Annotated in this window: 8 protein-coding genes and 2 tRNA genes; 8 read left to right on the top strand and 2 right to left on the bottom strand. The window is 72.7% G+C overall.

All coding sequences use genetic code 11. From position 1 onward, the window contains the following. The first annotated feature begins 40 nt into the window (after positions 1-40). The 3 genes from ACIP63_RS04500 (at position 41) to ACIP63_RS04490 (ending at position 1037) form a co-directional block, all read left to right on the top strand. A tRNA-Ala gene (locus tag ACIP63_RS04500) sits at positions 41-113 on the top strand. 453 nt (positions 114-566) lie between these two features. Further along, on the top strand, positions 567-800 hold the full coding sequence (locus ACIP63_RS04495; RefSeq protein ID WP_033305681.1) for a hypothetical protein: 234 nt from the start codon (positions 567-569) through the stop codon (positions 798-800). A gap of 164 nt (positions 801-964) precedes the next feature. After that, positions 965-1037: transfer RNA gene (locus ACIP63_RS04490), tRNA-Ala, on the top strand. A 79-nt stretch (positions 1038-1116) separates the two neighbouring features. On the opposite strand, the gene ACIP63_RS04485 is transcribed toward ACIP63_RS04490, so the two are convergent. Continuing rightward, positions 1117-2691: a ferredoxin gene (locus ACIP63_RS04485; protein WP_401511374.1), complete on the bottom strand. Its 1575-nt coding sequence runs from the start codon at positions 2689-2691 to the stop codon at positions 1117-1119. Further along, on the bottom strand, positions 2688-3917 hold the full coding sequence (locus tag ACIP63_RS04480) for a hypothetical protein (RefSeq protein WP_401511372.1): 1230 nt from the start codon (positions 3915-3917) through the stop codon (positions 2688-2690). Before ACIP63_RS04480 ends, ACIP63_RS04485 begins: the two co-directional genes overlap by 4 nt. Before the next feature lie 465 nt (positions 3918-4382). On the opposite strand from ACIP63_RS04480, the gene leuS reads away from it, so the two are divergent. The 5 genes from leuS to ACIP63_RS04455 all read left to right on the top strand — a co-directional run bounded on the left by leuS (position 4383) and on the right by ACIP63_RS04455 (position 13200). After that, entirely contained in the window at positions 4383-7256 is a 2874-nt protein-coding gene (gene leuS / locus ACIP63_RS04475; protein WP_401511370.1) for a leucine--tRNA ligase, read from the top strand. 153 nt (positions 7257-7409) lie between these two features. Continuing rightward, positions 7410-8102: a hypothetical protein gene (locus tag ACIP63_RS04470; protein WP_401511369.1), complete on the top strand. Its 693-nt coding sequence runs from the start codon at positions 7410-7412 to the stop codon at positions 8100-8102. Between the two features lie 190 nt (positions 8103-8292). Beyond that, positions 8293-9138 (top strand): DegV family protein, encoded by an 846-nt coding sequence (locus ACIP63_RS04465; RefSeq protein WP_401511368.1) that lies wholly within the window; start codon positions 8293-8295, stop codon positions 9136-9138. Between the two features lie 718 nt (positions 9139-9856). Beyond that, a complete protein-coding gene (locus ACIP63_RS04460) occupies positions 9857-10594 on the top strand; it encodes a helix-hairpin-helix domain-containing protein (protein ID WP_401511367.1) in 738 nt (245 codons plus the stop codon). Further along, on the top strand, positions 10591-13200 hold the full coding sequence (locus ACIP63_RS04455; protein WP_401511365.1) for a ComEC/Rec2 family competence protein: 2610 nt from the start codon (positions 10591-10593) through the stop codon (positions 13198-13200). Before ACIP63_RS04460 ends, ACIP63_RS04455 begins: the two co-directional genes overlap by 4 nt. Positions 13201-13217: the final 17 nt, after the last annotated feature.

The raw sequence follows: 13217 nt of genomic DNA, 5'->3' as shown, positions 1-13217 counted from the left end.
TGTTCGCAGCGCGGAAACGCAGGGAAACACAGCGGACAGCGGGGCTATAGCTCAGTTGGTAGAGCGCCTGCATGGCATGCAGGAGGTCAGGAGTTCAATTCTCCTTAGCTCCACAGTCAAGATCCCGTCCCCAGCAGGGGGCGGGATCTTTTTTTGCCTTTCATGAGGATGCGGTGCGGTGGTCCCCGCCGCCATGCCTCAACTGCCCTGGCCCGCCTGGGACAAGGGCCGACACGGCGCGACGGCTCCTTCTTCGCAGGCCGGCCGGCCGCTCCGGTCCCGTTCCTTCAGGGCAAAGCCGTCCAGCGGGGCGGTTCTCGGGCTGACCTCCTTGCGGGGTCATGGCAGAATCGGAGCGCCGGAGGGGGCGACGGACCGATCGGGAGGGAGCGCGATGCCTGCGAGCCGCGTACGAGCCCCGGGTCCGCCCTTTGTCCCCACCGTGACCCATCGCTCCGCCGGTCACCGCGCCGCCGCTCATGGACCCACCGCGACCCGGTGTTCCGACACCTCGCGAGAGGGCCCCTCCGTGTGCACGGCCTGCGGCCACCCCCGGAGCTGACCGGATGGGTGCACACAGGAGGAAGTGCGACTGGTGCGGCAGCGGTACGCCCATCGTCCGGGACATGGACCCCGTCAACGCGGAGTTCCAGTACTGGTGCGAGGAGTGCGCACGGGCGCTGATCATAAAAGGCGACCCCATCGAGACGTACCGGGAGCTCGAAGGGGAACCCATCTACGGCCGGCTCCTCGAGGAGCACTGCACCCTGAAGAGGTTCTACTCCTTCGCCACCGCCTGACGTGCCGTGAGCCTCCGGCGCACGCTCCTCAGGGCTGGAGCAACCCGCTGGTCAGGGCGGTACGCGCCGGTCATATGCGGACAGAGTGGAAACGATTTTTGATGGGCCGGTGGGACCGTGTAATGTTCTCGATGTCGCCGGGGGAACCGGGCGGCAAACAGCACGGGGCTATAGCTCAGTTGGTAGAGCGCCTGCATGGCATGCAGGAGGTCAGGAGTTCAATTCTCCTTAGCTCCACAGTGAAGAAGCGGGTCATCCGGATCGGATGACCCGCTTCTTGTCGTGACCGTCACCTCTGCCGCGGCCGGGGCGTGCGTCAGCCGCGTCCGCTGCCCAGGGCCCTGCGCTGTGCGCTCGGGAGCGCGGGACGTTCTGCCGGCGCCTGTTCGATACGGAGTGCCAGTGCGGGGCATCTCCGTACGGCCCGCTGTGCGCGCCCCCGCAGATGCATCGGAACAGTGGCGTCCGCGAGCGCCGGGTAGCCGTCGGGACCCAGCCTGATCAGCTCGGGAACGATGTCCGCGCAGAGGCCGTGGCCCTGGCAGAGCGTCCAGTCCACCGCCAGCTTCTCGCCGCTCGGGATGGACTCCTCCAGGTCCTCGTAGCCGGGTGAAGGCAGCGGCAGCACCCCGAGCGTCTCCCGTCCGCAGCCGCCGTCCAGCACGTGCGCGGCGAGGTCGTCCGTGAACGCCGAGAGGGTCGAGGCCAGGAACCGGGCGGATCCGTCCGGGTGTTTGCACGCCCCGCGGCCCTTCACCGCCTGGGTCACCTCACGGAGCGCCTCCAGGGCGGCGGGGCCGCCGCCGTTCAGCACGTCCGAGAGGCCGCCCGCCGCGGCCGGCAGCCCGAGCTTGCACGGGCCGCACTGCCCCGCGGTCTCGGCGGCCAGCCAGTTCGCGATCCTCAGCGACTCGCCGATCGGGCAGGTCTCCGGCCCGATCGGCAGGATGGCGCCGGCGCCCAGCGCTCCGCCCGCCGCGGCCAGGGAGGCTCTGGAGACCATGGCGTCGTGTGTGGCGAGCGCGTCGATCCAGTTGCCGTGGTAGCCACCGGTGAGCACGCCCTGGGGCAACGGCGGGGCGCCGGCCAGCTCCAGGACGTAGCGCAGGGGCACGCCGGTGGGCACCTCGATCACCATCGGGCGGGCCACCGCCCCGGAGACCGTGAGCAGGACCGTGCCGGGTTCGTCGGACAGGCCGGTGTGCCCGTAGCGGCGGGAGCCGAGCCGTGCGGCGACGGCGAGCTGCGCGTACGTCTCCGCGTTGGACAGGAGGGTCGGGGCGCCGCCCACGCCGGACTCCGCAGCGCGCTCGCGGCGGCCCGGTGGCAGGGCGGGACCGCCGTTCACCGCCCGGATGACCGCCGAGGCCTCCCCGGAGACCATGCGCTCCGGGGTGCGCACCACCCGGGCGCGGAGATGCCGGCCACGCCGGTCGGACAGGCCGCGTTCGGCCAGGGCGGTCCGTACGGAGATCTCCGTCGAGTTGCGCGTGACGGCCACGACCAGCGTGCGTGCGCCGAGCGCCTCCGCTGCCAGCAGGGCGCCGTCGAGGATGAGGTGCGGGGTGCGGTTGAGCAGCACGGTGTCCTTGCGGCAGGCGGGTTCGCCCTCACTGCCGTTGATCACGACGACCGGCCGTACGCCGCGGCGTATGGAGGCCTTCGCCACCGCGCGGAGCTTCTTCCCGAAGGGGAAGCCCGCGCCGCCGCGGCCCCGCAGTGAGATGGACTCGGCCAGTTCGGCCAGCCGTTCGCCGCTCATAGGTTCGAGCGGGCCGTGCACCTTCAGGTGCATGGCGAGGTCGAGACGCTCCACCAGGTCGAAGCCGGTGGTCAGCTGGGGGAGCCCGACGACGCGGACCTCGGGCACATCGGGGAGGGGGGCGTTCACGGTCGGTCTCCTGCCGGTGTGTTCCAGGGCTCTCCTGCGGAGGGCGGGTAGAGCGGGCCCGGCAGCTGCTCGGTCTCCTGGGCGGATGCGGGGCCGGGGGGCGGGGCGTACACGGGCCTGAGCGCCTGCGCGGGAGGCGCGGGGGTCGGAGCGGGCCAGCGGTCGTGCGCAGGCTCCGGCGGGCGGCCGGAAGGCCGGGAGACGGCCCGGTACGCCGCGGAGATGCCGGGCCGGGGCCCCGTAGCCGGCGCCGGAACCGGGCTCGGGGTGAGCCGCTCGGAGCTGCGCGGCGGGGGTTCGTGCGGAGGCGCCCCGTACTGCTGGTGTCCGTACGGCGGCCGGTCGTACGCCTGGGGCTCGTACCTCGGCGGTTCGAAGACTCCTGGCGCCGGGGCCGAAAGCGTCCTGGGACGTACCGGGGTAGCGCGCGCGCCGCGGTCGTCGTCGCCCCAGCCGGGTGCGTCGGGGGGCAGGCCCCGGCCGGCCGGGGGCGCCGTGTGTTCGGCGCGGGGGAGCGGGGAAGGGCGTATGACCGGGTCGGGGGCGGACGGAGGACCGTCCGTACGGATCAGGCCGGTGACCAGATCCGTGAGCAGACGCTTGGTGGAACCGGGAAGCAGCCGCAGGGCGAGCACCGCGGCCACCGCCGTCAGGCAGAGCATGTACATCACGACGACCCAGGTCGCGGGTTGCCTGCCGGCGTACAGTCCGTGCACCAGCGCGGAGCACCAGGCCGGGTAGGCCAGTGCGTGCAGCGCGCGCCAGCGGCCGGCGACCCTGCCCGGAGTGGCGAAGGCGCTGCGCATGGCACCGGTCGCCGCCGCGGTGATCATCAGCAGCCCGGCGAGCGAGCCGAAGCCGATGAGGCCGGCCGTGCCGCTCACGCCCGTGCCGAACGGTATGAGGGCGCCGAGCAGACCGACGTGCCCCAGGGCGACCTTCACCGTGCCGTGGAGCAGGAGGAATCCGAGGGAGGCGACGGCGGCGGCCCGGTGGATGCCCTGGCAGACGATCCGCTGGCGGGTCGAGAGGAACACCCGGTCGGTGGCCAGCAGGCCCCAGGCGACCGCGGCGGTGAGGGACACCAGCGTCAGGACGCCGGTGGTGAAGTCGAAAGCGGCGCGCATGCCGTCGCTCCCCGCGACGGCGAGCAGAGGGATGAGAACCAGCGCCGCGACGGTCAGCCCGCCCTGCACCGGGCGGCTCATCCCTGGGCTGGGACTCATGGAGGGGGACGTACGGATCCTGCGATGAGGCTTCATGGGGGGCGACTCCGAATGGCTCGGCAATGCGGTCCCGTTGCGGCATGCTAGGTCGCCGCATACCGGCCGGTACGAGGTTTGAACTGTTGCCCCGATAGGAGGCAGTACGCGGAGTAACCTCCGGAGTGTGCGGGTCGTGTGGAAGGTTGGCGCGGGTGGCGTGCCTTCCGGACGCGGGGCGGCGGGCCCCGGGCGGCCCCTCCGCCGCATATGTGCCGGGCCGGGCCCCGGGCCTGTGCGGTACCCTGACGCCATGCGTGCCGTACGCCTTCTGCTTAGCGAGCCGCGCTGATCATTCCCGACCGGTGAGAATGCCTGGTCGGACTCGGCGCGGCGTCCCCTCCTGTGCGAGGGGATTTTTCGTTTCCGTAGACGTGTGTCCGTAGACGTGGGCGCCGGCAGATGACGATCGATGGAGCTTTGAGGATCATGAGCGAGACGAATTCCGCGGCCGAGGTGGCCGCGCCGCACCGCTACACGGCAGCGATGGCCGCCGACATCGAGGCACGCTGGCAGGACTTCTGGGACGCCGAGGGGACGTACGAGGCTCCCAACCCGACCGGTGACCTGGCGGACGATCCGGAGCTGGCCGCCAAGCCGAAGAAGTTCATCATGGACATGTTTCCGTACCCCTCGGGGTCCGGCCTGCATGTCGGTCACCCGCTGGGCTACATCGCCACCGACGTCTACGCCCGCCACCAGCGGATGACGGGGCACAACGTCCTGCACACCCTGGGCTTCGACGCCTTCGGCCTGCCGGCCGAGCAGTACGCCGTGCAGACGGGCACACACCCGCGGGCCTCCACCGAGGCCAACATGGAGAACATGAAGGTCCAGCTGCGCCGGCTGGGCCTGGGGCACGACAAGCGCCGCTCCTTCGCGACGATCGACCCGGACTACTACAAGTGGACCCAGTGGATCTTCCTGCAGATCTTCAACTCCTGGTACGACACCGAGGCCGACCGGGCCCGCCCGATCGCCGAACTGGTCGCGCAGTTCGAGAGCGGTGAGCGCCCCGTCCCCGGCGGTGGTCAGTGGGGCGCGCTGAGCGCCGCCGAGCGCGCCGACATCCTGGGGCAGTACCGCCTGGCGTACGCCTCGGACGCCCCCGTCAACTGGTCGCCCGGGCTGGGCACCGTGCTGGCCAACGAGGAGGTGACGGCCGACGGCCGCTCCGAGCGCGGTAACTTCCCGGTCTTCAAGGCCAAGCTGCGTCAGTGGAACATGCGCATCACGGCGTACGCCGACCGTCTGCTGAACGACCTGGACGGCCTGGACTGGCCCGAGGCCATCAAGCTGCAGCAGCGCAACTGGATCGGCCGCTCCGAGGGTGCGCGCGTCAGCTTCCCCGTCGACGGGGCAGGGGACATCACCGTCTTCACCACCCGCCAGGACACGCTGTTCGGCGCGACCTACATGGTGCTGGCGCCCGAGCACGAGCTGGTCGAGCGGATCATCCCCGCCGCCTGGCCCGAGGGCACCCACCCGGTGTGGACCGGCGGCCACGCGAACCCGGCCGAGGCCGTCACCGCGTACCGCAAGCAGGCCGCGGCCAAGTCCGATGTGGAACGGCAGGCGGAGGCCAAGGACAAGACCGGTGTCTTCACCGGCGCCTACGCGACCAACCCCGTCAGCGGCGAGAAGGTCCCCGTCTTCATCGCCGACTACGTCCTGATGGGGTACGGCACCGGCGCGATCATGGCCGTACCGGCGCACGACGCGCGCGACTTCGCTTTCGCGCGCGCCTTCGAGCTGCCGATGCGCTGCGTCGTCGAGCCGGCTGACGACCGCGGCCTGGACCCCTCGACCTGGGACGACGCCTTCGGCTCGTACGACGCGAAGCTGGTCAACTCCGCCAACGAGGAGATCTCGCTGGACGGCCTGGGCGTCGTCGACGCCAAGGCGAAGATCACCGAGTGGCTGCAGGCGCGCGGCGTCGGCGAGGGCACCGTCAACTTCCGGCTGCGTGACTGGCTGTTCAGCCGCCAGCGCTACTGGGGAGAGCCCTTCCCGATCGTGTACGACGAGGAGGGCATCGCCCACCCGCTGCCCGAGTCGATGCTGCCGCTGGAACTGCCCGAGGTCGACGACTACTCGCCGCGCACCTTCGACCCGGAGGACGCCGACACCCAGCCCGAGACCCCGCTGTCCCGGAACGCCGACTGGGTCAACGTCACCCTGGACCTGGGCGACGGCGCCGGCCCGCGAAAGTACCGCCGCGAGACCAACACCATGCCGAACTGGGCGGGTTCCTGCTGGTACGAGCTGCGCTACCTGGACCCGCACAACGACCAGCGGCTGGTCGACCCGGCGATCGAGCAGTACTGGATGGGTCCGCGCGAGGGCCGGCCGACCGGTGGCGTCGACCTGTACGTCGGTGGCGCCGAGCACGCCGTGCTGCACCTGCTGTACGCGCGCTTCTGGTCGAAGGTGCTGCACGACCTGGGGCACATCTCGTCCGTCGAGCCGTTCCACAAGCTGTACAACCAGGGCATGATCCAGGCCTTCGTCTACCGGGACAGCCGCGGCATCGCGGTGCCGGCCGCCGAGGTCGAGGAGCGCGACGGGGCGTTCTACCACGGCGGTGAGAAGGTCAGCCGTGTCCTGGGCAAGATGGGCAAGTCCCTGAAGAACGCCGTGACGCCCGACGAGATCTGCGGCGAGTACGGGGCGGACACCCTGCGGCTGTACGAGATGGCGATGGGCCCGCTGGACGTCTCGCGTCCGTGGGACACCAGGGCCGTCGTCGGCCAGTACCGGCTGCTGCAGCGGCTGTGGCGCAACGTCGTCGACGAGGAGACCGGTGAGGTCACCGTCGTGGACACGGAGCCCGGCGAGGACACGCTGAGGGCGCTGCACAAGGCCATCGACGGTGTCGGCCAGGACATGGCGGGGATGCGGTTCAACACCGCCATCGCCAAGGTCACCGAGCTGAACAACCACCTGACGAAGGCGGGCGGGCCGCTGTCGCGGTCGGTCGCCGAGCGGCTGGTGCTGCTGATCGCCCCGCTGGCGCCGCACGTGGCGGAGGAGCTGTGGCGCCGGCTGGGCCACACCGAGTCCGTCGTGCACCAGGACTTCCCGGTCGCGGACCCGGCGTACGTCGTGGACGAGACCGTGACCTGCGTGGTTCAGGTCAAGGGCAAGGTCAGGGCGCGCCTGGAGATCTCCCCGTCGATCTCGGACGAGGAACTGGAAGCGCTGGCCCTGGCCGACGAGAACGTCGTCGCCGCCCTGGGCGGGGCCGGGATCCGCAAGGTGATCGTGCGGGCGCCGAAGCTGGTCAACATCGTCCCCGCGTAGCGGCGCGGGCGGCCCGGCGGTCCTCGCGGGCGTGCCAGGGCTTTCCCCTACGGGCAGGTTGGGGGTTCCGGTGGAACCCTCGGCCTGCCCGTTCCGTTTACGGTAGAAGGGGCGACCGCACGCGGCTGCCGACCGACAACCCGAGGGGCGTTCATGGAAGCCGTGATCCTGATCCTGACGCTGCTGTTCGTGGCGTTCATGGCGCTCGGGGTGTACGCCGGAGTGAAGACGGTGCGCGCCGCCAAGCGTGGTGTGGACCGGACGATCACGCAGGCGCGCCGCTCCGTCGAGGACACCGCACTGCGGGCCAAGAGCTACGGTCAGCCGGGCGTGCCGGGGGAGCTCGCACAGCTGAGGCTCACGCTGCGTACGTCGATGCGGGCGACCCAGGAGGCGCTGAACGCCGGGGCGGCGGAGGACGCCTCCCTGTCGGAGTCGCTGGGACTCTTCCAGCGCCTGAGCGCGCACGGACGCGAGCTCGACAACGAGCTCAAGCGGTTGGAGCGCGAGCCGGACCGGGCGACCGTGGCCACGCTGCTGCCCGGTCTGAAGGAGCGCACGGAGCGCATCACACACTCGGCCGAATCGCTGCGCTGGGCGGCGCGCGACCGGGCCCGGCAGTTCGCCGACGACGATCTGGCCGCGCTCAACGCGCAGATCGACCTGGAGTCCGGGGCTCTGCGGCACTGGACGACCGAGGAGCCGGCCGCACAGACCGATACGGCCGGGCACAGCTGGAGCGGACCCGCCGACGAGGAGACGCCGCCCTCGCTCACCCCTCCGGACCCGCGGCTGCGTACGGGCTATCCGTGGCAGAAGTCGGCCAGGCCGGAGACCACGAACTGACAGGCGTCGGCGGCGGAGACGGAGAGGCGGCCCGGGCTCAGGACGCGTCCGGGTGACGCGCACGAACGTGTCCTGAACGCCTTCGGAAAGGCTCGGGGTACGTCAAGTACGGCTCAGGGACCGACCTGAAATGATCAGCAGGCCGGTCCCGGGCTGCCGTGCCGCCGCCCCGGAAGGTAACCTCCGGCTCATGTCCCGCCATGTCGCGATCGTCACCGATTCAACGGCCTACCTGCCGCCCCAGACGATGGAACGGCACGGCATCACCGCGGTGCCGCTGACCGTCGTCCTGGGTGATCAGGCCCTGGAGGAGGGCACGGAGATCTCGGCCCGGTCGCTGGCGCAGGCCCTGCAGAGGCGCAGTTCCGTGACCACCTCACGGCCCGGTCCGGAAGTCTTCTCGGCCGCGTACCGAGCCGCGGCCGAGGCGGGGGCCACCGGCATCGTCTCCCTCCATCTGTCGGCCGAGTTCTCCGGCACGTACGACGCCGCCGTGGTCGCCGCGAAGGACGCGCCCGTGCCGGTGCGCGTGGTCGACACCGGCATGGTCGCCATGGCCCTGGGATTCTGCGCGCTCACCGCGGCCGAGACCGCCGAGTCGGGCGGCGGGCTGGACGAGGCGGTGGCCGCGGCAGAGAAGCGGGCGGCGGGCACATCGGCGTTCTTCTACGTCGACACGCTGGACTACCTGCGCAGGGGCGGCCGCATCGGTGCGGCCCAGGCGCTGCTGGGATCGGCCCTGGCCGTCAAGCCGCTCCTCCAACTCGAGGGCGGTCGCATCGAGATGCTGGAGAAGGTACGGACGGCGTCCAAGGCGATCGCACGGCTGGAGGAGATCGTCGCCGCGCGGGCCGGAACGGGGGCTGTGGACATCGCCGTCCATCATCTGGCCGCTCCGGACGGGGCCGAGCGGCTGGCGGAGCGGCTGCGGGGCAGGGTGCCCGGACTCGTGGACCTGCACGTGAGCGAAGTGGGCGCGGTGATCGGGGCGCACACCGGGCCGGGGCTGCTGGGAGCCGTGGTCGCACCGCGCTGAACGTCACCCCGGCGGGTGATGCGGTTATCCACAACTGGTGAGTTATCCACCGTAATTGGGGCAGCTCGGCAGATTTTCCCGAGAGTGTCTAGCGTCGTGAGGCATGACACTCCGTTCACTTCTCGCAGCTGACCGTGCCACAGACCGGCAGAGCCGGGCCGACGCCGCTACGCCCGCACACCGGCCCGCGGATCTGCCCGCCCACGCGGCCATGGACCCGCCCGCGCACCGGCCCACGCACCGTGCCGCGCGCCGTGTGTCCCACGAGTCCGGCCCGGCGGGGCGTGCCCGGCACCGGTCCGGTGTCCGCCCCGGCGGAGCGGCGGGCAGCTCGCCCGGCGCCGCCTCCGGCGGACGGCACGGGCGCCGACGGCCCACTCTGCGCGGGTCGGACGCCGAGATGGCGGCAGCTTCCCGGCTCCGCGCGGACGCGCTCATGGCCGCCGACCGGTCTGCGCCCGCGCCCGGGCCGGCGTCAGGGGTCGGGCCTGCTGGGCCGACGTCCGGGGCCGGGGCTGCTGGGCCGGCGTCCACGGCTGCCACGGATCCGGCAGCGGGCACGGTCACCGCGCTGCCCGGCGGACGCCCCCGACGTGTCCGTGTCGCACCTTCCTGGGCAGTTGCCACGCCATCGCTCCCGGCGTCCGACGCGCGTCCGGGCACAGGCCCGTCGGTCCAGCCGGGCCCGCTGCGACGCGCGGTGCCCGACGACTCCGGCGTGCGGAGGCCTTGGTGGCGGGAAGCCGGGCCCGCACTGCGGGACCGCTTACCCCTGTGGGTGCAGCTGCGGTGCGGTCTGGAGCCACGGGCGCTCGCCGCCCTCGCCGTCGTCCTGGTCGGGGCCGCGGTTTTCGCGGCGGCCCACTTCTGGTCGGCCCGTCCCGAGCCCGTACGCGCGCCCGACCGGGTCGCGGAGGCCGCCGCGGTCCAGGACGGCGGGCCGGGGGCCCCGAAGGTTCTGCCGGGCCTCACGCCCGGTCAGGACGCGGGGGCGCGGACGGGCACCGCGCCCGGCGGGCAGATCGTCGTCGACGTGAGCGGCAAGGTACGCCGACCGGGGATCCAGTATCTGCCCGCCGGTTCCCGCGTCGCGGACGCCCTGCGCGCCGCGGGAGGTGTCCGCGCGGGTACCGACGTCTCCGCACTCAACCGGGCGCGCGTCCTGACGGACGGTGAACAGGTAGCGGTGGGCATGCCCGCCGCCCCACCGCCGGCGGGCGGCACGGGGGCGGGCGCCGGGGCGCCGGGACAGGCCGGGCCGGCGGCGCCGGTGAGCCTCGGCACGGCCACCGTCGAGCAGCTCGAAACCCTGCCGGGCGTCGGGCCGGTGCTCGCCCAGCACATCATCGACTACCGCACCGAGCACGGGGGTTACCGCTCCGTCGACGAACTCCGTGAGGTCAACGGCATCGGGGACCGCCGGTTCGCGGATCTCCGGCCGCTGGTCAGGCCATGACCGGACCTGACGTCCACGCGGACCAGGGCGGCCGGCTGGGCGCCGCGGACCCGCACCAGGAGGCTCCGGCCGATCTGCGGCTGGTCCCTCCGGCCCTGGCGGCCTGGGCGGCCTCCGTCCTGGCACTGGGTGCGCCGGGCCGGTGGGTGGCGGTCGGGGCGGTCCTCTGCGGGTGCGCTGGGCTCGGCCTCATCGCCGTACCCCGGACCGTGGCACGAGCAGAACCCCGGATCGTGCCGCGAGCAGAACCCCGGATCGTGCCGCGAGCAGAGCCCCGCGGCGCCGTGGGGGCGGTGGATCCGGCGGGCCTGGCGGAGACGGCTGCGGGGTCAGGAGCGGCGAGGACGCCCCGGCGTGCCGGGACACGAACCACGGTTGCCGCCGGGGTGCTGCTCTGCGCCGCGGCCGGCGCGGCCGCAGCCGGGCTCCACGGAGCGGATTCCCGTAGTGGGCCGGTCCCCGGACTGGCGGAGTCGTACGCCCGCGTCGAGGCGGAGGTGACCGTCACCTCCGACCCCCGCCGGACCCGGCCGCGCGTGCAGGGGGATCACAGCACGCCCGTCTCCCTTCTTCTGGACGCCGAGATTGACCGGCTGACCGCTCCCGACGGCACGGTCACCCGGCTCACCACTCCCGTTCTCGTCATGGTCGCCCCGGGTGACACGGCGGCGCGGTGGCAGCGGCTGCTGCCCTCGACAGGTCTCCGCATCAGCGGTCGGCTCGCGCCACCACGTCACGAGGGGGAGCGCATCGCGGCCGTGCTGGGCACCGACGCGGACGACCCGCCGCAGGTCACCACCGAACCCACCCTCCTCCAACGCGCGGCAGGGCGGCTGCGGTCCGGCCTGCGAGAAGCCACCGACGGGCTCGACGCCGATGCGCGGGCCCTCCTGCCGGGGCTGGTGGTCGGCGACACCTCACGGGTCCCGCCCGACCTGCACGACGCCTTCAAGGCCACCGACCTCACCCACCTGCTCGCCGTCTCCGGAGCCAACCTGTCGATCCTGCTCTTCCTCCTCATCGGTCCGCCGGGAACGGCGTCGCGCAGCGAACGCCGCGGGCTGGCACCCCGGCTGGGTATCTCCCTGCGCATGACCGCCCTGACGGGTGGCGGCATCGCGCTGGCCTTCGTGATCGTCTGCCGCCCCGAGCCGAGCGTCCTGCGCGCGGCCGCCTGCGGCCTGATCACGCTGCTCGCCATCGGGACGGGCCGGCGCAGATCGCTGATTCCCGCACTGGCCGCGGCCGTTCTGCTGCTGGTGCTGTACGACCCGTGGCTGGCCCGTAGTTACGGGTTCCTGCTGTCCGTGCTGGCCACCGGGGCGCTTCTCACCCTCGCGCCCAGGTGGAGCGGTGCTCTTCAGCGGCGCGGGGTCCCGGCACGGCTCGCGGAGGTGCTGGCCGCCGCGGGAGCCGCTCAGGCGGTCTGCGCACCCGTGGTCGTGGTCCTCGCGTCCAGGGTCAGCCTGGTGGCGATTCCCTGCAATCTGCTGGCCGAGTTCGCGGTGGCGCCCGCGACGGTCCTGGGGTTCGCCGCGCTCGCCGTGGCCCCCGCGTCCATGCCGGCCGCCGAGGTGCTGGCCAGGATCGCCGGCTGGCCGGTCGGGTGGATCGCGTCCGTGGCCCGCACCGGGGCCGCGCTTCCCGGGGCGGAGACCGACTGGCCGGGCGGCTGGCGCGGCGCGGCTCTCCTGGCGGCCCTCACGGCTCTGCTGGTGCTGACGGCCCGCCGCCTGGCCCGCCACCCCTGGGTGTGCTCCGCCGCCGCGCTCCTTCTGGTGCTCGCGGTGCTGAGGCCGGTGCCGCTCACCCGGATCGTGACGGGATGGCCGCCGCCGGGCTGGGCCTTCGCGCTCTGTGACGTGGGACAGGGAGACGCCATGGTGCTCGCCGCCGGGGACGGCACGGGAGTGGTCGTGGACACCGGTCCTGAACCCCGCCTCGTGGACCGGTGCCTGCGCGACCTCGGCATCACCCGTGTGCCGCTCCTGCTCCTGACCCACTTCCACGCCGACCATGTGCGCGGCCTCCCCGGCGTGCTGAAAGGCCGCGACGTCGGAGCGATCCAGACCACGAGTCTCGACGAACCACCGGAGCAGGCGGCCTTCGTGAAGAGAACGGCCTCGGCGGCGCGTGTCCCGATGGTCCGGGCGGTCGCGGGGGAGCGACGCCGGACGGGGCCCCTCGACTGGCAGGTGCTCTGGCCCGGTGCGCCGGGAGCGGCAGCGGCCTACGTGACCGACGAGCCGAACGATTCCAGCGTCACGCTGCTCGTCCGGTCCGGCGGGCTGACCCTGCTGCTCCTCGGCGACCTGGAACCCCTGGCGCAGCAAGGGGTGCTGCGCAGCCATCCGGTGCTGCCCCGGGTGGACGTGCTGAAGGTCGCGCACCACGGCTCCGCCCACCAGGACGCCGCGCTCCTGCGCAGCGCCCGCCCGAGGTTCGCGCTGATCAGCTGCGGCAGGGACAACCCGTACGGTCACCCGGCGGCCCGTACGCTCGAAGCGCTCGAGGCGGCGGGAGCGAAGGTCCTGCGCACCGACGTCCACGGTGCGATCGCGGTGACGGGGTCCGGCGCGGGGCTGCGTGCGGCAGGCCGGTCATGAAGGCGAGTCGCGCCCTG

This window comes from Streptomyces sp. NPDC088746 (assembly GCF_044751065.1).
Classification (GTDB): Bacteria; Actinomycetota; Actinomycetes; order Streptomycetales; family Streptomycetaceae; genus Streptomyces.
This window is presented reverse-complemented; position numbering and strand designations above follow the sequence as displayed.